The organism is Rhizobium sp. FKY42 (genome assembly GCF_005222835.1).
Taxonomy (GTDB): domain Bacteria; phylum Pseudomonadota; class Alphaproteobacteria; order Rhizobiales; family Rhizobiaceae; genus Neorhizobium.
The window spans coordinates 755706-775766 of sequence record NZ_STGA01000029.1 but is presented as its reverse complement, the minus strand read 5'-3'; the positions used below and the strand labels follow the sequence as shown (position 1 = coordinate 775766).

At 57.0% G+C, this 20061-nt stretch carries 18 protein-coding genes and 1 pseudogene; 17 read left to right on the top strand and 2 right to left on the bottom strand.

Translation table 11 applies throughout. The features are described 5' to 3' along the window. Positions 1-19 precede the first annotated feature (19 nt). The 10 genes from fliQ (at position 20) to folD (ending at position 9573) form a co-directional block, all read left to right on the top strand. Positions 20-286: a flagellar biosynthesis protein FliQ gene (gene fliQ, locus E8M78_RS14510; protein WP_137135690.1), complete on the top strand. Its 267-nt coding sequence runs from the start codon at positions 20-22 to the stop codon at positions 284-286. Positions 287-391: 105 nt separating this feature from the next. Then, positions 392-2479: a flagellar biosynthesis protein FlhA gene (gene flhA, locus E8M78_RS14505; protein ID WP_137135689.1), complete on the top strand. Its 2088-nt coding sequence runs from the start codon at positions 392-394 to the stop codon at positions 2477-2479. Beyond that, positions 2476-3228 (top strand): flagellar biosynthetic protein FliR, encoded by a 753-nt coding sequence (gene fliR, locus E8M78_RS14500; RefSeq protein WP_137135688.1) that lies wholly within the window; start codon positions 2476-2478, stop codon positions 3226-3228. The genes flhA and fliR overlap by 4 nt, the downstream gene beginning before the upstream one ends. A 7-nt stretch (positions 3229-3235) precedes the next feature. After that, complete coding sequence (locus E8M78_RS14495; protein WP_137135687.1) at positions 3236-3646, top strand: hypothetical protein; 411 nt, start codon at positions 3236-3238, stop codon at positions 3644-3646. A 393-nt stretch (positions 3647-4039) separates the two neighbouring features. After that, on the top strand, positions 4040-4597 hold the full coding sequence (locus E8M78_RS14490) for a rod-binding protein (protein WP_137135686.1): 558 nt from the start codon (positions 4040-4042) through the stop codon (positions 4595-4597). Between the two features lie 25 nt (positions 4598-4622). Then, complete coding sequence (locus E8M78_RS14485) at positions 4623-4988, top strand: hypothetical protein (protein ID WP_062555497.1); 366 nt, start codon at positions 4623-4625, stop codon at positions 4986-4988. Continuing rightward, positions 4988-5527, top strand: coding sequence for a hypothetical protein (locus E8M78_RS14480; RefSeq protein ID WP_137135685.1), 540 nt, complete (start codon positions 4988-4990; stop codon positions 5525-5527). Before E8M78_RS14485 ends, E8M78_RS14480 begins: the two co-directional genes overlap by 1 nt. Positions 5528-5769: 242 nt before the next feature. Further along, the gene (locus E8M78_RS14475) at positions 5770-6459 is read left to right on the top strand and encodes a hypothetical protein (RefSeq protein ID WP_137135684.1); all 690 of its coding nucleotides are present in this window, start codon (positions 5770-5772) and stop codon (positions 6457-6459) included. An 18-nt stretch (positions 6460-6477) separates the two neighbouring features. After that, a complete protein-coding gene (locus tag E8M78_RS14470; protein ID WP_137135683.1) occupies positions 6478-8391 on the top strand; it encodes a hypothetical protein in 1914 nt (637 codons plus the stop codon). 282 nt (positions 8392-8673) lie between these two features. After that, positions 8674-9573: a bifunctional methylenetetrahydrofolate dehydrogenase/methenyltetrahydrofolate cyclohydrolase FolD gene (gene folD, locus E8M78_RS14465; protein ID WP_137135682.1), complete on the top strand. Its 900-nt coding sequence runs from the start codon at positions 8674-8676 to the stop codon at positions 9571-9573. A gap of 6 nt (positions 9574-9579) precedes the next feature. On the opposite strand, the gene E8M78_RS14460 is transcribed toward folD, so the two are convergent. Then, the gene (locus E8M78_RS14460; RefSeq protein WP_137135681.1) at positions 9580-10605 is read right to left on the bottom strand and encodes a substrate-binding domain-containing protein; all 1026 of its coding nucleotides are present in this window, start codon (positions 10603-10605) and stop codon (positions 9580-9582) included. Positions 10606-10876: 271 nt separating this feature from the next. Between E8M78_RS14460 and E8M78_RS14455 the strand changes: the two genes are divergently transcribed. The 6 genes from E8M78_RS14455 (at position 10877) to E8M78_RS14430 (ending at position 17996) form a co-directional block, all read left to right on the top strand. Then, on the top strand, positions 10877-12238 hold the full coding sequence (locus E8M78_RS14455) for an ABC transporter substrate-binding protein (RefSeq protein ID WP_137135680.1): 1362 nt from the start codon (positions 10877-10879) through the stop codon (positions 12236-12238). Positions 12239-12415: 177 nt separating this feature from the next. Next, positions 12416-13429, top strand: a complete 1014-nt coding sequence (locus E8M78_RS14450; RefSeq protein WP_137135679.1) for a sugar ABC transporter permease — start codon at positions 12416-12418, stop codon at positions 13427-13429. 1 nt (position 13430) lies between these two features. Then, positions 13431-14594 (top strand): carbohydrate ABC transporter permease, encoded by a 1164-nt coding sequence (locus E8M78_RS14445; RefSeq protein ID WP_137135678.1) that lies wholly within the window; start codon positions 13431-13433, stop codon positions 14592-14594. A gap of 28 nt (positions 14595-14622) precedes the next feature. Beyond that, the gene (locus tag E8M78_RS14440; RefSeq protein ID WP_137135677.1) at positions 14623-16278 is read left to right on the top strand and encodes an alpha-glucosidase; all 1656 of its coding nucleotides are present in this window, start codon (positions 14623-14625) and stop codon (positions 16276-16278) included. 98 nt (positions 16279-16376) lie between these two features. Then, positions 16377-17465, top strand: coding sequence for a sn-glycerol-3-phosphate ABC transporter ATP-binding protein UgpC (gene ugpC, locus E8M78_RS14435; RefSeq protein WP_137135676.1), 1089 nt, complete (start codon positions 16377-16379; stop codon positions 17463-17465). 174 nt (positions 17466-17639) lie between these two features. Beyond that, positions 17640-17996, top strand: coding sequence for a hypothetical protein (locus E8M78_RS14430; protein ID WP_062555498.1), 357 nt, complete (start codon positions 17640-17642; stop codon positions 17994-17996). Between the two features lie 417 nt (positions 17997-18413). On the opposite strand, the gene E8M78_RS14425 is transcribed toward E8M78_RS14430, so the two are convergent. After that, positions 18414-19328: a DMT family transporter gene (locus E8M78_RS14425; protein ID WP_170973426.1), complete on the bottom strand. Its 915-nt coding sequence runs from the start codon at positions 19326-19328 to the stop codon at positions 18414-18416. A 117-nt stretch (positions 19329-19445) separates the two neighbouring features. On the opposite strand from E8M78_RS14425, the pseudogene E8M78_RS14420 reads away from it, so the two are divergent. Further along, positions 19446-20028, top strand: a pseudogene (locus E8M78_RS14420) (Ada metal-binding domain-containing protein). Positions 20029-20061 lie beyond the last annotated feature (33 nt).

The window sequence follows — 20061 nt, the reverse complement described above, 5'->3', positions numbered from 1 at the left end:
GGGATCACGGAGTGGCGACATGAACGAAGCCGATGCCCTGGAGATCATGCAGGCAGCAATGCGCACCGTGCTGATCGCAGCCGGTCCCGCAGTTCTGGCGGGCATGCTGGTCGGTGTCGTCATCGCCTTTATCCAGGCCCTGACCCAGATCCAGGAAATGACCCTGACATTCGTCCCGAAGATCGTCGTGATCCTTCTGTGCTGCGGTCTTGCTGCTCCCTTCATCGGATCGCAAATCAACCTGTTCGCGGAGCTCGTTTTCTCCCGCGTTCAGTCTGGCTTCTGACGCCCCGAACAATCCTGCCATCCTCGCGCAAGCTTCAGCGCCTAATCTTGTCATGACGAGGTGCGTTCTGCGCACCACCTTCTCATGAGGAGATGGAAAGAAGCGATGGCACAACCACCAGCATTAGCAATTCCGAAGGTTAATCCCAGCGGCCGCGATATCGGCTTTGCGACGGGCATTATCGCAATCCTGTGCGTACTCTTCCTGCCTATTCCGACCTTCCTGATTGATATCGGTCTGGCATTTTCCATCGCTTTCTCGGTTTTGATCCTGATGGTTGCGCTGTGGATCCAGCGACCTCTGGATTTCTCATCATTCCCGACCATTCTCCTGATCTCGACGATGATCCGTCTGTCGCTGAACATCGCGACGACCCGAACGATCCTGTCTCATGGTCACGAGGGGCATGATGCTGCCGGTGGCGTGATCGCGGGCTTTGCGTCTCTCGTCATGTCCGGCGACTTCATGATCGGGGTGATCGTCTTCTGCATTCTCATCACGGTGAACTTCATCGTCATCACCAAGGGTGCGACGCGTATCGCGGAAGTCGGTGCCCGCTTCACCCTCGATGCCATCCCCGGTAAGCAGATGTCCATCGACGCCGATCTTTCAGCCGGCATCATCGATGAAAAGGAAGCACAGCGCCGCCGCCGCGAACTCGAAGAAGAAAGCATGTTCTTCGGTGCCATGGACGGTGCGTCGAAGTTCGTTCGTGGAGATGCCATCGCCGGCCTCCTGATCACGGGTATCAATATCTTCGGCGGCATCATTATCGGTTACTTCCGCCATGGCATGGAAATCGGCCAGGCTGCCGATGTTTTCGTCAAGCTCTCCGTGGGCGACGGTATCGTTTCGCAGGTTCCGGCACTCATCGTGTCGCTGGCAGCTGGCTTGCTCGTCACCCGCGGCGGCAGCTCCGGCACCGCTGACAAGGCCGTCATCGATCAGCTGGGTGGCTATCCACGCGCGCTCTCTATGTCCGCCGGACTGATGGCGACACTCGCTCTGGTTCCGGGGCTTCCCTTTGTGCCCTTCATTGCGCTTGGTGGCGTCATGGCCTTTGGCGCATGGATCGTTCCGCGCCGTTTGGAAGCCGAAAGCAAGCAGCGTCGCGATGCCGAAGAAAAGATGGCCGTACAGACCAAGGAAGCCGATAAGGATTCCGTGAAGTCGATGCTGAAGACATCCGAGATCGAGCTGGCCCTGGGCAAGCAGGTTTCGACACGTCTGCTGGGCGCGCATCAGGAACTGGCGTTCCGCGTGGGCAAGATGCGCAAGAAGTTTGCAACTCAATACGGCTTCGTCGTGCCTGAGATCAAGGTCACGGACGATATCGCTATCCCTGAGAAATCCTATCAGATCCGCATCCATGGCACGACGGTCGCATCCAACATGCTGCGCGTTGGCGATGTTCTTGTCGTCACCGGCTCCGGTCGCAAACCCAGCATTCCGGGGGATGAGATTCGCGAACCGGCCTTCGGCATGCCGGCCATGTCCATTCTTGAAACCTTTGCGGAAGATCTGAAGCGCGAGGGCTTCCATCCCATCGACAACGTGTCAGTCGTGCTGACGCATATGAGCGAAGTCATTCGTAACAATCTTCCGCAGCTTCTGTCCTATAAGGATCTGAAGATCCTGATTGATCGAATGGATCCCGAATACAAGAAGCTGGCAGACGAAATCTGCTCCTCGCACATGTCCTATTCCGGCTTGCAGGCGGTTCTGAAACTGCTTCTTGCGGAGCGCGTTTCCATCCGCAACCTGCATCTCATTCTGGAAGCCGTTGCCGAGCTTGCTCCCCATGTGCGCAAGACCGAACAGATCGTGGAACATGTGCGAGTGCGTATGTCCCAGCAGCTTTGCGGCGATCTGGCCGACAACGGCGTGCTTCGTGTTCTCCGTCTGGGAAGCAAGTGGGACCTGCTGTTCCACCAGGCCCTGAAGCGGGATGCCAAGGGTGATGTCATCGAATTCGATATCGATCCACGACAGCTGGAAGAATTCAGCGAGCAGGCGAGCCGTGTCATACGTGAATTCATGGACCGGGGATTGCCTTTCGTACTTGTCACATCGCCCGAAACACGCTCCTATGTGCGCATGATTATCGAACGATTGTTCGCAACCCTGCCTGTACTTTCCCATGTGGAACTGGCAAAGGGGCTCGAAATCAAGATTCTAGGCTCTATTGGATGATAACCGACCCGCAGGGCTCAATGCTCGCCTTCTTTCTGGCCTTCTGCCGGATTGGCGGCTGCTTCATGGTCCTGCCGGGTTTTTCCAGCGCACGCATTCCCTTGAACGTGCGGCTGATCGTAACGATTGCCATTACGCTCGCGGTATTGCCTGTCCTCTGGCCCACCATTTACAGCCGCACGACAGCACCGACGGCAGCCTATATGGGGCTGATCTTCTCGGAGCTGTTCATCGGCATCATGTACGGCATGATTGCGAGGCTCTACGTTCTCGGTCTGCAATTTGCCGGAGCCATACTGACAAGCTCGATCGGTTTCACTGCGCCTGGCGGCCACGATATCCTGGAAGACAGTTCTGAAACCAGCGTCACGAGTTTCATCACCTTCTGCGGCCTTCTTCTGCTGTTCATGATGGATTTCCATCATGTCGTATTCCGGGCACTGGTTGATTCCTACGACACGACCCCTCTCGGCGCCTTGATCGAACCCCAGAAAATGCTGATTACGCTGACGGATACCCTGCGAGCCTCGACGTCAATCATGCTGCGCCTCGCCAGCCCATTCCTGATTTATGGTCTTCTGTTTAACGTTGCTGTCGGTCTGGTCAATAAACTTGCACCGCAGATTCCGGTCTTCTTCATATCGACGCCGTTCCTAATCGCAGGCGGCATGTTCATGCTCTATCTGGCTATCGGCGCCTTGACCCGGCAGTTCGCTGAAGGCTTCGATGTCATGTTCAACGCATTCTGAGGGTGCCATGGCTGGCCAGGAACCACGTTCGAAAAAGTTGAAGCGCCTCGTCAACGTCCAGCGCCAGCTGGAGCGGATGGCGGAAGGAGAGCTTGCAGCCAATACCGAGCAGCGCCGCGAGGTCGAGCAATCCATGGAGGTCGTCATGGAGGCAATCAGTTCCGAGAAGCCGGTGCATATGCAGTTCTCCCGCAATTATTCGGAACGCTACGGTCGCTTGATGATCAAGGACAAGCAGCTTGCCGGTGTGCAGCAGGTTCTGGAAGGCAAGGTTCTGCGCGAAAGAACCAAGGGGGACCGGCTTGAGGAGCAGATGAAGGAGGCACGCGACCTTGAGGATCGGGAACGCGACGATAACGCCATTTACGAACTTCTGGAACTGACGCTTCTCACCAGTTCCGGCAAGGACCACAATTGATCCCTTGTCCTTTCTGCTATTGATCTTTGGACGGTCTGATAAATAAATTCATTTAATACAGATACTTACATATAGACCAATCACCGCGCGTGCAATTTATCAGGTGCAACTAATATTTTTCGCATTCGCTCCAAATTTGCCAGAACCACGCCAGCCTGCAGCAAGCTTCACTAAGCATAATCGCTTTCAACACGACATGAGGGCTCCTTGTTCCGTGATCTCAGCGCGGCCGTCTCGAATGGCCGGCACGTGATCGATCACCCGGTGTCCGTGAATTCGGGAGGCGTTCGTTGCATCTGTGCGTGCACGTGTGTCTTCCGTTCCGACTGATGCAAAGACTGCACGACCTGGATGTGACAGGCGGCGGTGCTTGTTCAACGAAAGGAAGTTGAGATGGCAATCTCTCCTCCAACCGATCTTGTGATGGATGTGCTGCGTGCAGCCGATCCGACTGCCGTTCAGGAGGCTCAGGCCAAGCTGACTGCAACCCGCGCCGCCTATGGTGCGACGAAGCTGGCTGCGGCTGGCAAGGGCTTTGGTGCTGCCCTCGAAGGGCTGGACGGTATCGGGCACAAGACCCGTGTCGATGCTGCTCACGAGAGCAAGAAATCCGCAGAAATGCCGGAAGAGTATCGAAAGTTCGAGGCTTCGATTCTTCAGAACTTCGTCAATACGATGATGCCGAAAGACAGCGAAGCGGTCTACGGCAAGGGTTCTGCCGGTGAATTCTGGCAGAGCATGATGTCGGAGCAGATCGCCGATCAAATGTCCAAGAGCGGCGGCATCGGCATTGCGGAGCAGGTATTCAAGCAATCCCTGGATCGGATGCGCAATGAAGCCACGCCCAATGCGACGACCGACAAGGACAGCCGTAATCGTGCAGTCAGCATGATCGATGAATTCGAACGCAAGGTCTTCGATCTGGCGCCAGCAGAGCGCAGCGAGGCATAATATGAATACCACTGGGGCAGAAAACATGGATGTCATTTCCACCGATTATCGCATCAAGACGGTGCTGGGCCGCCTGGAGATGATCATCGACAATGAGAACGAGCGGATCGGCAAGGATGCGATGTTCGACCTCAAGGTCTCGAATGCGCACAAGAGCAGATGCCTTTACGAATTGACCATGCTGGTTCGCACGACCGATCCCAAGGAACTGGCCTTTAACCACAAGCAGCAAATGCATGTCCTGAAAGACAAGCTTGCCTTGAATGCTCGCCGGGTGGAAGCGCATCTTCATGCCGTGCGGTCGGTCGCCGACATTCTCAAGAATGCCGCGCGCGATGCCGATGGCGATGGCACCTATACCCAAGAACAATTTCTTTACAGCGAAGTCTGATGATCAAACTCCTTCTCACCGGTCTCTGGGTTTGCGCCGTGACCTTGGGCGCGGTCTACGGATCCGTTCAGATGTCGAAACCGAAGCCTGTCGTCGACGAGGCAACGCAGTTGCGCAACAAGTCGGAACTGGTGAAGGGAGAGAACATCAACGTACCTGTCCTGAGCAAGGGCGCAGTTCAGGGCTACTTCATAACCAAGATCTCTTTCCTGATGGACAAGGAAAAGATCAAGGGTGTGCATCTGCCGACGACCGAAATGATGACCGACGAACTGTTCACCCTGCTCGTCGGTAACAAGATGGTCGATCTGGGAAATACCAAGGCCTTCGATCTCGACGGTTTTCGAAAGGCCATCAAGGCAAAGCTGAATGAGCGTTTCCAGGGCGAATATGTCCTGGATGTGCTGGTCGAACAGCTGGATTACCTGTCCAAGGACGACATCCGCACCAATGGCGAGCGTCCGCAAGGGAAGCAGGTTCAGCCGACGAAAATTGTTGAAGGCGTAAAACTCGAAGCTCCCGCGAAATCCGGTCACTGACCGTATCCCGCCGGGCTTAACTCCCAGTCTGCTTATCGCTCCAGGTCCTGTTGAAACGGGCTAGGGAGATCAGCAGGCTCCGCTCGCCCGCACCGCAGTGCGCAGGGCTGGAAAAACGAACGCAACCAATCGAGTGAATTGATGCTCTCTTCCGAAGCAGGCAAGCCAACCGTGAGACATAGACCTCCGACCGCACAGGCGAAGGGTTGCAGGCCTGCCAACTGGCAGACCGGGGTTCTGCCATGACCTTCTTGAAATCCGTTCGCGAGGGAAAACCCAGTCTCGGCTTCTGCCTCGATTTTTCCTTTCACAGCAAGCTGGAAAATCTCTCGCTTCTGGAGGCCATGACGGATGTGCGGGTCGGCTATCGGGCCGTTTCCTTTGTCAATCTGTCGCAACTTCTCAAGAGCGCCATCAATCCCGCCTATCGCGAGCGCCTTCAGCAGCGGATCCTGTTGCCGGGTACGCCGGGCGTCGCGAGGATAATCCGGGTGGTGACCGGCCGATCCCTGTGCACCGCAATGCCCCCTCAGGATTTTGTACCTGTCCTTCTCTCTTTCATGGCAGAGCCTCGCAGGATCGTACTTGCTGGGCGAGATCGTGTTCGTCTCTCGGCAACACGGGATCATATTCGGGCGCAGGTTCCCTGGCATCAGGTCTATGCGACCCATCTTTCGCTCGCCACTCCGGGGGATCAGACAGACCGGCTACGCGCCGAAATCGGCGGTGTTCGTCCGCATCTGGTCCTCCTGGATTGCGAGACGCCGCGTGACGAAATCCTCATGGAGCCAGCGCTCGCCAGCGCTTATGATGGCCTGGCCCTGATTGCGCCTGCCTATTTTGCGAGTGCCCCAGCCATTTCTGGCAGTTCCAGCCTTGCAGAGGACCCTTCGTTAACGATTCGTTCGCCAAATAAATTTAGCTTGTCTTAATCAAAGGCAGGCGCGTCCATGCGCGCCAATGGCATGGTTGACACGACGATGGCGATCGGCAACACGAAAAATGAGGGGCTTGCGGAGCCTGCATTACCGGATGCATCCAGCAGGAGCGCCGGCAAATCACTGCTGTCTGCTGTCATTCTTCTGTCAAGCGCAGCCCTTGGTGCGTTCATCCCAGGCGTGCTTCCCTTTGATCTGCAGCAGAGCTATCAGGCGTCGGCCGTCTATTCGGTCAAGCCGTTGCCGCCGTCGATGGAGACAATCGCTGAAGCGGCCCGCGCGCGACTGGCGCAGCAGGAAACCTTGGCCGCCATTGCAAAGCAGCTCGACTGGAATCGGCTGGGTGAGACCGGTGACCAATCGCAGACAAGCATTGGCTTCCTCAGAGAATTGATGACTGGCAGGGAAATGACACTTGGCCGCTCCGAGGCGGCTCAACGTGAGCGCCTGGAGCGGATGCTCCTTGTCTCTTCGGCGGGCTATCCCGGCGGCATTCTCGTCTCTGCATCCTCGACCGACGCGCAGTTTGCCGCCGACGCAGCCAATGCAGCGGCGATGGAACTCGCTTCCCGTGAAGGTGGAGTTTCGTCCTCCGGAAGTGACTCTCAGATCGATATCGCCCGAAAGGCGCTCGAACAGGCTCAGATCGCGCTCGATAATGCCGGTGTTACAGATGAGGCGGTCCGCGCCGAACGCCAGATCGAGGTTGAACGTGATGCCCTGGCCGCCGATGTAGAGCGGCTCCAGGGGCAAATAGACGATCTGACGAAGCAGGTAGAAACGCTTCTGAAGATGAAGTTCTCGGATGTGCTCTCTCAGCCATTGCCTGAGGAACTGGCGCAGACCGGCTTGGAGAGCCTGCGTCAGCGTTACCTTTCGGCCCAAATGAACGTGGATCAACTTTCTGCCGAACTCGGTCCCCGGCATCCGCGTTTCCTGGCTGCGAAGGCTGCCGCTGACGAGGCGCGCGCAGCCGTCGCCAGGGCTTTGTCCGGCGTCGTAGCGGATCTCAACCGGCAGAAGGCGCGCGCCGCAAAGGACCTGGATGGCCTCAAGCCGAAGCTTGAGGTGCTGCAGAAACGAAGCGTTCCAGAGCCCGTTACGCGACGTCTTGAGCTTGAAAAGAATGTCGAGAATGCGCGGAAGATCTATCTGGATCGTCTTCGCGATGCAAACATAGGCCAAGCCTCAACGATAAATGCGGAACTGACCACAACGGCAACAGCGGCCAATGCGTCCGTAATCGGGATGCCTCATTGGGTCTACGCGATCCTTGGCGCGCTTGCAGGTTTGTGCCTCGGTGGAGCATGCCTTCCATCAAGACGGATGTCGCATTCGGTGGGGAGTGCTGGCTCTTCTCCGATGTCTCCGGTCATCGAGGATGCCCGCACCATCCATGAAACCCCTGCCGTCGAGCCGCAGCCAGAAGTATCTGCTGCGTTGGTGCAGCCCTCGGTTTCGGTGCAGCCCAGCGTGGAGACCCTGCGCGAACTGGACGAGGTTGCCCTGGATCTGGATGCGCAGGAAATCCGCCAGGATCCGGTTCGCTTGCCGCATTTCGAGGATTACTACGGTTCAGATTTCGGCCAGATGCAGGATCGCGCCTTTCATCATGCTGACCGCGTCGGGCTCCGCGCCAAGGGTGAGGAGTTTGGAACGGTCGCAGCGAATGATGATCGCTCCCTCGCCTTTCTGACGGAGTTTGTTCTAGCCAACAGGATGTCGGAAGCAAGCGTCGAGCCGCTGCCTCATCTTCTGGCCAGTATCATGCAGGGACGCAGCCCGGCCGATGAAATCCCCGAGGCTGCGGATGAGGCAACCGAGGCTGAACTTCAGCAACTTCTGGACGAACTCGAGATCCTGCGGCGCGAATTGGCGCAGCACGAGGCCGCCGAACGACAGAGCCGCTTTGCAATGGCAAGCTGAGGGCGGATCCTCATCCGCTATAGGGTTATGGTCTGGCCCCTGTGCAGAGGATTATGCCTCCCTCTTGCATTCTAACGCCCGAGAGCCTAGTCACCGGCATCTGAAGTTCGTCCAACACAAGCAGGCGCTTGAAGGGACTTCGGATCCCTGATGGTGATCATCAGCGAATGGATGTGGTGAATTGTCGAGGTTCGGCCTGATGCCTGATCTATGCGACCACCCGGCCTTTCAGATGCATCACATATCTGGCGGTGGTTCGGCGCCTGAGCAGGAGGGCATGCCTTGGCAGATATCATTGATGGCAAGAAATCCGCAGCAGTGGTAACCGATGCGGTCAGCGAGGCTGCTGGCCGTCTTCATCGTGAATCGGGCTTGCAGCCGGGGCTTGCTGTGGTCATTGTCGGCAATGATCCTGCCAGCCATGCCTATGTCGGTGCCAAAAGCCGAATGGCCAAGAAGTGCGGCTTCAACTCCATGCAATACACGTTGCCGGAAGAGACGACGCAGGATGAACTGGAACAGCTTATCGAAAAGCTGAATGCTGATCCGTCCGTCCATGGAATTCTGGTTCAGCTGCCGCTGCCTCGCCACCTTCAGTCCGAGCCGGTCATCCAGTCCATTCGCCCGGAAAAGGATGTGGATGGGCTTCACATTGTCAACGCAGGCAAACTTGCGACGGGCGATCTCGCAAGCGGATTGATCTCCTGCACACCCGCCGGTGCCATGCTGCTGCTGCGTGACCGCCTTGGTGCAGATCTTTCCGGTCTGAATGCAGTCGTCATCGGTCGATCCAATCTTTTCGGAAAACCGATGGGGCAACTGCTTCTCGCCGCCAATGCAACCGTCACGATGGCCCATTCGCGCACGAAGGATCTGCCTGCCGTCTGCCGTCAGGCCGATATTCTGGTCGCCGCTGTCGGTCGCGCGCAAATGGTCCGCAAGGATTGGGTGAAGCCCGGTGCAACCGTGATCGATGTCGGCATCAATCGGATTGATGCGCCTGAAAAAGGGGAGGGCGCCACCCGTCTTGTCGGCGATGTGGCCTTTGATGAATGTGCCGATGTCGCGTCCGCAATCACCCCTGTTCCGGGAGGCGTCGGTCCAATGACGATTGCCATGTTGATGGCGAACACCGTGATTGCGGCCTATCGTTCTGTCGGCAGGTCGATCCCGAAATTCTGATCCGGCTCAGGCAGGTGCCATCGCTGTCGAGGCGCGCAGGATGAGTTCGGCGCGCCAGAGTTCCCGTTGCTGCGCATCAATCTCTTCGCCGTTCACGGCTGCAATCAGGCGTTCGGCGACCCGGCGTCCCGCGTCGCGGATCGATGAGCGCGTGGTGGAAAGCGGGGTGCTGAAATGCTCCGGTCGCAACAGATGCAAATCGTCATCATGGGCGATGAGTGAGATGTCGGCGCCCACCTCGAGGCCTGCCTGCCGGATCGCGCGAACGGCGCCAAGAGCCAGTACCGTACTGGCGCATAGCACGGCCGTCGGAGGGTCTTTGCGTTCGAGGAACCGTGCCATGTGCTGGAAGCCATGGCCATCTGTCATCACCGTGCTGCTCACCAAGGCAGGATCAAGGGCCAGTCCGCGCGCCCGCAGCGCCTTTTCTATCCCCTGTCTTCGCCGCTGTGCGAAGTCGAGATCGGCGGGGCCGTTGAGCATGGCAAACCGTTGATGGCCAAGCTCCAGCAGATGTTCCGTGGCTTCGGAAAACGCAGCCTCGTTATCGACGTCGAGATAGGGATAGTCTTCCGCAATGTTCATGGATCGGCCATGAACGACAAAGGGCAGGGGCAGGGACTTTGCCATGGCGATGCGTGGATCCCGCTCCCGCATATAGGCGATGTAGTAGCCGTCAATCGAGCCGCTTGAAACCAGATCCCTGATGGCCTGTTCTTCCTGCTCGCGCTCGGCTGGCATGATGACGAAATGGAAGTCGTGCTTCAGACATTCATCCGCAAGTCCGCTCTGGAACTCCGCAAAATGAATGTCGACGGGTTGTTCCGGTGTGATGGGCATGACGATGCCGAGCGACCCCACTTTTCCGGTCGCGAGCCGTCTGGCCACCCGGTTTGGCCGGTAGCCTGTTTCTTCCGCTGCCTTCAGAACACGAGCGCGCGTTTCCTCATTCACCTCCGGATATCCGTTCAAGGCGCGGCTGATAGTCGTCTGGGACAGTCCCAGGAGATTGGACAATTCCTTGAGATTCACAACCCTTTACTCCCTTCGGGCTGCTGAGAATGACCGTATTACCCTCGTTCAAAGCGCTTCGGAAGCCAGAATTTCGCATTTTGGAAAAAATCCAATAAATTCGACTTCTTGAGTTGCCGCCCTATCCTCTTTAACGTTGCTTACGCGTTGAAGGTGTGATGAGGCTCTTGACTCTCCCCTACTTGCTATGTGTAGTTTGTCTCCAAAGCGCTTTGGAGACGCTTCAGATTTTGGTCCCTTGGGCCGATCCGTTCATGATGGGAGGACGTTTATGAAACATTTCTTGCTGGCTGGCGTCGCAGCCTTGTGCCTTGGCGTGGCTTCAGCATCCGCTGCCGATCTCAAATTCGCACCGGGTCAGGATGCGAAATTCAACTGGAAGAGCTACGAGGACTTCAAGAAGGCCAACGCCAATCTCAAAGGCCAGAGCCTGACGATTTTCGGACCCTGGCGTGGTGATGACGAGAAGCTTTTCCGCAGCGTTCTCGCCTACTTCAATGATGCGACCGGCGCTAACGTTCAATATTCCTCCTCGGAAAACTACGAGCAGCAGATCGTCATCGATACGCAGGCTGGTTCGCCGCCGAACATCGCCATCCTGCCGCAGCCTGGCCTTCTGCAGGATCTGGCATCCAAGGGTTTCCTCGTCAATCTGGGTGCCGAGACCGGCAAGTGGGTGGAAACCAATTACGGCGCGGGCAAATCCTGGGTGCAGCTTGGCACCTACAAGGGCAAGGATGGCAAGGATGGATTCTTTGCCTTTCCCTACAAGGCGGACCTGAAGTCGCTCGTCTGGTACGTTCCGGAAAACTTCGAGGAAGCCGGTTACAAGGTGCCGAAGACCATGGAAGAGCTGGTCGCGCTTTCTGACAAGATCGTGAAGGACGGCGGCACACCCTGGTGCATCGGTCTGGGCTCGGGCGGTGCGACCGGCTGGCCGGCAACGGACTGGGTCGAAGATCTCATGCTGCGCATGAATACGCCGGAAACCTACGACAAGTGGGTCAGCAACGAAGTCAAGTTCAACGATCCGAAGGTCGTCAGTGTCATCGAGGAATTCGGCAAGTTCGCCAAGAACGAAAAATATGTGAACGGTGGCGTCGCCGCCGTCGCTTCTACGGATTTCCGCGATAGCCCGAAGGGTCTCTTCGGCATTCCGCCCAAGTGCTACCTGCACCATCAGGCCTCGTTCATTCCGACATTCTTCCCGGAAGGCACAAAGCTCGGCACGGATGCCGACTTCTTCTACATGCCAACCTATGCGTCCAAGCCGGAACTTGGCACGCCTGCTCTGGGTGCGGGCACGCTTGTGGCCATCACCAAGGATTCGCCTGCAGCTCGCGCCTTCGTGGAGTTCCTGAAGACGCCGATCGCGCATGAGGTCTGGATGGCGCAGTCCGGCTTCCTGACGCCGTACAAGGGCGTGAATACAAACACCTATGCCAATGATGCGCTGAAGAAGCAGGGTGAAATCCTTTCCACGGCCACCACCTTCCGCTTCGACGGTTCCGACCTTATGCCTGGCAAGATCGGCGCTGGCGCATTCTGGACTGGCATGGTGGATTACGTTGGCGGCAAGTCTGCCAAGCAGGTGGGTGATGAAATCCAGAAGGCCTGGGACGGCCTGAAGTAAAGACTGCGAATTACGCGCCGCCACGCATTGCCTGTGTGGCGGCGCGACCCCCGCGGCAATTGCCGCGAAAGGAGGATGCGCTCGTGCGGACGTAACAAACCGACGAACGCTCCGCCCAAGAAGCCGGCATGATCAGCCGGTTAAAAATGGCCCCAGGCGGGCTTGTGAGGAGGGGACATGGTTTCGCAAATTGTGTCGGCCATCGGGGTGATGGTCGTTGGCGTGTTCATCTGCGCCCTTTACTACTGGTTGTCCGACAAGATCCTGAATGCCATCTTTCCGGTGCCGGTGGGAAACGTCACCCTTGCTTCCCGCAACCTCAATCGCCGTGCCGTCGTGCGACCCTGGCTCTTCCTTGGTCCGGCCCTTCTGCTGCTCGGCATCTATCTGGTCTATCCGGTGGTGGCTACGTTCATCCTGTCCTTCTATGACAGGGCGGGCGTGGAATATGTCGGTCTTGCCAACTATAGATGGGCCTTCTTTGATTCCGGTTTTCGCCAGTCTATCTTCAATAACATTCTGTGGCTCGCCGTCGTTCCGGCAGCCTGCACTTTCTTCGGCCTCGTTATCGCCGTGCTGACGGATCGCATCTGGTGGGGCAATATCGCAAAAAGCATTGTTTTCATGCCGATGGCGATTTCCTTCGTCGGCGCATCGGTCATCTGGAAGTTCATCTACGAATATCGCGGTGGGAATGATACCCAGATCGGCCTGCTCAACGCCATCGTCACCTGGTTCGGCGGCGATCCGCAGGTGTGGATCTCGATGCCCTTCTGGAACAACTTCTTCCTGATGATCATCCTGATCTGGATCCAGACCGGCTTTGCCATGGTCATCCTGTCGGCTGCACTGCGTGGCATTCCCGAAGAAACCATCGAGGCCGCTGTCATCGACGGCGCGAACGGCTGGCAGATCTTCTGGAAGATCATGGTTCCACAGATCTGGGGAACCATTGCAGTGGTCTGGACCACCATAACCATTCTGGTTCTCAAGGTCTTCGATATCGTTCTGACAATGACCAATGGCCAGTGGGACACCATGGTTCTGGCAAACCTGATGTTCGACTGGATGTTCCGCGGCGGTGGCGATAGCGGACGAAGCGCCGTCATCGCGCTCATCATCATGGCAGCCGTGACACCGATCATGATCTGGAACATCCGTCAGGCCAACCGCGACGCAGGAGGACATTGATATGACGAGCCTCACCACCCGTCTGAAGCGCGTCGGTCTTCCACGCCTCATCGTTCACCTGTCCGTTCTGTTCATCGTCATCCTGTGGCTCATTCCGACACTCGGTATTCTGGTGACCTCCGTTCGCGACAAGGGTCAGATCACCGCCTCCGGCTGGTGGACGGCCTTCGGCAGTTCCTCGCAAACCAGCGCCGGTCGCTTAGGCGATCCTTCCACCGCCAAGCAGGAAGGCGCGAACTATGTGATCCGGGGTTCTGTGTTCGAAAACGGGCAAAGCGGAACCGTCAAAGCCTTTGGTACCCGCGTTCAGGAACCGGCTGCTTTCCCGGCGGGCACGCCTGCCGATCTCGGTGAGGGCGAGACACTGACCGTGCAGGAGGATGGCGCCTATATCTATTCCAGGAACGCGCCGTTCGAAGGCTCGCGCGGCAAGCGCATCTACCTGACGGTCACGACGCCGCCGGTGTTCACGCTCGATAACTATCGAACGGTTCTCTTTTCGGAAGGTATCGGCCAGGCCTTCATCAATTCGCTAACGGTAACGATCCCGGCAACAATCATCCCGATCCTGATCGCTGCCTTCGCCGCCTATGCGCTGTCATGGATGCATTTTCCGGGGCGCGCGCTGATCATTGCGCTGGTCGTCGGCCTCATTGTCGTGCCGTTGCAGATGTCGCTCATCCCGCTCTTGAGGCTCTATAACGAAGTGGGCAATTTCCTTGGAACGTCATCCAAGACTTACGCAGGCATCTGGCTGGCGCATACGGCCTTCGGCATGCCGCTCGCCATCTATCTGCTCCGAAATTACATTGCCGGTCTTCCCAAGGAGATTATCGAAAGTGCGCGTGTCGATGGCGCTTCCGATTTCGAGATCTTCCTGAAGATCGTGCTGCCGCTGTCCTTCCCGGCCTTGGCCTCCTTCTCGATCTTCCAGTTCCTCTGGGTGTGGAACGATCTGCTGGTCGCCATCGTCTTCCTGGGCACTGGCCGTGATCAACTGGTCTTGACTGGAAGTCTCAATGCACTTCTGGGATCACGCGGCGGGAACTGGGAAATCCTGACGGCTTCGGCTTTCGTCACCATTCTGGTGCCGCTGGCCGTCTTCTTCGGGCTTCAACGCTATCTGGTACGCGGTCTCCTTGCCGGTTCGGTCAAGGGCGGCTGAGTATCTCTCCATTCAAGGTTCAATCTGCATGACTGTTTATCCTCAGACGACCGAAGCGCCGGATGCCGACTGGTGGCGTGGCGCGGTCATCTATCAGATCTATCCACGCTCCTATCAGGATTCGAACGGCGATGGCGTCGGCGACCTGAAGGGCATCACCGCACGCCTGCCGCACATCGCGGCGCTGGGTGCGGATGCCATCTGGATTTCGCCCTTCTTCCCGTCACCGATGAAGGATTTCGGCTACGATGTTTCGAACTATACGGATGTCGATCCAATGTTCGGAACGCTGTCCGATTTCGACTCGCTGATTGCAGAGGCGCATCGCCTGAAAATCAAGGTGATGATCGATCTCGTCATCTCCCACAGTTCGGACCAGCACGCCTGGTTTGTCGAAAGTCGTTCCAGCCGCGTCAATCCTAAGTCGGACTGGTATGTCTGGGCCGATGCGAAGCCGGATGGCACGCCACCCAACAACTGGCTGTCGATTTTCGGTGGGTCGGCTTGGGCCTGGGACCCAACCCGTATGCAGTATTACCTGCATAACTTCCTGACATCGCAGCCAGACCTCAACCTGCATAATCCGGAAGTGCAGGACGCCCTGCTTGATGTGGTACGCTTCTGGCTGAAGCGCGGCGTCGATGGCTTCCGTCTCGACACCATCAACTTCTATTTCCACGACAAGGAATTGCGCAGCAATCCTGCTCTTGCACCGGAGCGGCGCAATGCTTCTACCGCGCCAGCGGTTAATCCTTACAACTTCCAGGAGCACATCTACGACAAGAACCGCCCGGAGAACATCGCGTTCCTCAAGCGGTTCCGCGCGGTGCTCAACGAGTTTCCGGCTATTGCAGCCGTGGGTGAGGTAGGCGACAGCCAGCGCGGGCTCGAGATCGTCGGCGAATACACCTCCGGCGGCGACAAGATGCAGATGTGCTATGCCTTCGAATTCCTGGCACCCGACCCGCTGACACCGGAGCGCGTGGTGGAAGTGCAGCATGCCTTTGCCGCAGCGGCACCGGAAGGTTGGGCCTGCTGGGCCTTCTCCAACCACGATGTGGTGCGCCACGTTTCCCGCTGGGGTTCGGATGTCATCGATCGCGAAGGCTTTGCCAAGCTGCTGGCCTCGATCCTGCTGACCCAACGCGGTTCCGTCTGCATCTATCAGGGCGAGGAACTTGGGCTGACCGAGGCCGATATTGCTTTCGCCGATCTGCAAGACCCCTATGGCATTCAGTTTTGGCCCGAATTCAAGGGCCGCGATGGCTGCCGCACGCCCATGGTGTGGGATGACCATGCAACGCATGCGGGCTTCTCCGGCGCGGAAAAGACCTGGCTTCCGATCCCGGTCGAGCATCAGCTGCGTGCGGTCAATGTGCAGCAGGGCGATGAGAGTTCCGTCATGGAGCATTATCGCCGCTTCCTTGCCTTCCGCAGGCAGCATCCGGCCTTTGCCAAGGGCGACATCGAGTTCTTAGCAGTGGATGGTGCTGTGCTGCGATACTTCCGCAAGCTTGGAAACGAGGTGGTGTTGTGCCTCTTCAATATGAGCGGGGATGAAAGCACGACGGAGCTGCCATCCGGCGACTGGAGCCTGCTGGAAGGCCACGGCTTCCAGTCCGAGGTCATTGACCGCACTGTGAGATTGCCCGCTTGGGGTGCTTGCTTCGCAAGGCATACCTGATGAAAACTCTGGGGGCGATTCTTTCGACCCCGGAGCTTTTTGAGAATAAGCATCGCGACGCCCTTCGGCGGCCAAGCGACGGACAAAAGGGGAGAGACATGACGGGATTGGTGCTGAAGGATATTCGCAAGGCCTATGGACAGGTCAAGGTTCTGCACGGAATCGATCTGGATATCGCCGAGGGCGAATTCGTCGTGTTCGTTGGTCCCTCCGGCTGCGGCAAGTCAACCCTGCTGCGCATGATTGCCGGGCTGGAGGAAATCACCAGCGGCGACATGTTCATTGATGGCAACCGCGTCAATGATGTGCCGCCCTCGCGGCGCGGCATCGCCATGGTGTTCCAGTCCTACGCGCTTTATCCGCACATGACCGTCTACGACAACATGGCCTTCGGCATGCGGATTGCGGGCGAAAACAAGCAGGAAATCGACCGCCGCGTTCGCTCTGCGGCGGATATCCTCCAGCTCACGCAATATCTGGAGCGTCTTCCCAAGGCGCTTTCGGGCGGCCAGCGCCAGCGCGTTGCCATCGGTCGCGCCATCTGCCGCAATCCCAAGGTCTTCCTGTTCGATGAGCCTCTCTCGAACCTTGACGCCGCACTGCGTGTGGCGACCCGCATCGAAATTGCCAAACTGAAGGAGCAGATGGCTGATACGACCATGATCTACGTGACGCATGATCAGGTGGAGGCCATGACGCTGGCGGATCGTATCGTCGTTCTTTCCGCCGGGCATATCGAACAGGTCGGAGCACCACTGGAACTCTATGAGCGTCCGCAGAACCTCTTTGTTGCCCGCTTCATAGGCTCTCCCGCCATGAATGTCATCCCCGCTGCAGTAGTAGAGACCGGACCTCAGACACGGGTCGACCTGAAGGGCGGCAAGTCTGTTCTGGTGCCGGTCGCGACCGATGCGTCCGAGCGCGGAAAGGCTGCAAGTTTCGGTATTCGCCCGGAAGATCTGACTGTTACGACCGGCGAGGACTATCTGTTCGAAGGCAAAGTTTCCATCGTCGAAGCCCTCGGCGAAGTCACGCTTCTCTACATCGAAGGCCTGACGGATGAGGAGCCGATCATCGCCAAGCTGCCGGGCATCCACAAGGTAGAGCGTGGCCAGTCACTGCGTTTTGCAGCGGATTCGCAAAAGATGCATCTTTTCGACGCTGCAGGGCAAACCTATAGACGATGAGTTAAGGTTGTTGGCATTCTGGTTGTTATGAATGTGCTGATAAAGAGCAACTAAGTGCCAATCAAACTGTCTGTTAAGCTCTCGACGCTAGGCTTTTCGCATTGAATGCAGTGAAATGCCGGGGCTGCCATGACAACGAGCCAGAAGAACTATCTGAAGCGCGAAGAATCTTTCATGTACGACCGCGAAAGCCGGTTCAAGATGGAAGATACCATGAATGCAGGCCGCATCGAATATACCGAAAAGCATGTCATGCACATGGCTGCCCGCCGTTGCGACGTCGTGCGGATCTCGATGAGTGGCGCAACCCTGACATTCCTCACCAAGACCGATCTTCCGCGCGAATTCGTGCTTGATATACCCGATGCCCGCATCATGAAAATTGGCTGCGTGCTGATGCGTCAGAATTCCAACAATTCTGCCGAAGTCCGATTCCTGCGCCTGTTGACGCAAAAGGAACTCGACCGCATTTTCATCTTCTCAACCCATCCAGCGCACAAGGATAAAACGCTGGATGTGCGCAGTTGGTGAGGCGTGGCATTTCAGTTCCCGCTTGACGTATACAAACCGGGGATTGATCTGTTCAGGTGCGCTATAACGGCTTCAGAAGAATGATTGATTGGGATCGAGTTATTTTCAGTTCTTTTTTTGCTGCCATGTTGTCGGGTTCGTTTTTGCTGAAACGCCTCTTTTACCCCACCCTCCGGGGGTTCTTCCCTACTTGGCGATCAGCCTACATTGTGGCCGCACACATATTTGTCGTTAGCTTCATATTGCTGATGTTCTGACGATAGACCTGACCAGAAACCAACTTCCAGTTCTGATCGAATCTTTGGAGTTGAAGGCATCTGTCTGGGGCTGGATGCACAGGCCTTCTTTGTCTGTACGACGCAATGACCCGCTCTGCCCATGTTGCCGCGTACGCGGAGCACATTTCCCTCATTCCTTCTAAATTCTGCGAAGTCGGCGAAATACACGTCCGTCTATTGATATAAGACCAAGTGATATGAGTGCCATTCCGGCGAAGTGGTTGGCTTGAAGCGTCTCTCCCAAAACCAAGCTTCCAAGAAGAATGGCGCTCACGGGGATCATCAGAGTCACGAGAGAAACATTGGTCGCTCCACCGACCGCAAGAATGTGGAAGAATATGATGTAGGCCAGCGCGGTTGAGAGCAGGCCGAGCCCGACAAGGGCGGTGATGGTCGTGCCACTCGGTATCGCCAGATTCCACGGCGTATCGACCAGTATGGCAATCGGTATCATCATGATCGTCGTAGCGGTGGTTTGCCCGAATGCACTGGTTGCAGGGGCAATTCCCATGCGCCGGAACCGGCGACCAAAGACGCCTGCAAACCCGTATGACAGAGCAGCAGCGAGGCACGCGAATAGAGCCAGGAATGGAAGAGCCTGAGTGGAGAAGGCATTACTTGCCATCATAAGGGCGACACCCATGAAACCCAGAACAATGCCGGCAGCCTTGTTGGAGGTCATTCGTTCATCTGTCGTGAGAAAATGTGCCACAACAATTGCGAATATCGGGGTCGTTGCATTGAGTATGGATGCCAAGCCGCTGGCAATCTGCGTTTGCCCCCAGAAAAGCAGGCTGAACGGAATAAGATTGTTTAGCAGCCCCATGCCGAAGAATGCGCCCCATGCGCCAATGCTTGTCGGTATGCCCTGCCGGGTTGCGCGCAGATAGATGAACAGTACGATTGCAGCAATCGCTACCCGTGCTAGGACGACTGTAAAAGGCGGTAATTCTGCGAGCGCAAGCTTGGAGAAGAAAAACGAGCCACCCCACAGAATAGACAGGCTGAGCAGGAGTCCCCAATCGAAGAGGCTCATTGTTTGTGTTTTCTGCATTCTGTGCGTCATCCTGTCTGTCAATCTTGCGGCAGATTGAACCGATAGTAGATCGGTCGCTCGCCGGATTCGGACTCTGTCTTTTTGCAGGTGTGCATGCTGCTGTAATATGATGCCATGAGCTTAGACATATCTCTTTGCGAACAGGCTTGGTCGACCCGTGATCCGAGCTTCGATGATCGGTTTTTTATCGGCGTGCGAACGACCGGGATTTACTGCCGTTGCGTATGTCCGGTACGCCTTCCCTATCGTAGGAATGTCGAGTTCCTGCCGAGTGCTGCTCCGCAGAACTGGCCGGGTATCGCCCCTGTTTGCGTTGTCGACCGGAAACGGCTCCCTTTTGTCCTGCCTGGAAAGGAAGCATGGCTGTTGTTGAAAGGGCAGTCAGGCTGATCACCGAGGAGGGAGCGCTGGACGGGAGCGGCTCCACTGTGGAAGCACTTGCGGAGCGGGTTGGCATTGGCGCACGGCAATTATCGCGGCTTTTCCAAAAGCATCTCGGAGCAAGTCCTCTACAGATTGCGAAACAGCGCGCGTGCAACGGGCAAAGCGCCTGTTGACCGAGACAGACCTACCAATCACGAACATCGCGCTGCAATCTGGCTTCCGGAGCCTCAGGCGCTTCAATGCGGTTTTTCAGGAAGTCTACAAGCGGCCACCATCTGCCATAAGACGCAGAATAGTGCCGCCAGTATCCTGATATTCTCTACAGATCCCCGACACGGGATGTGCA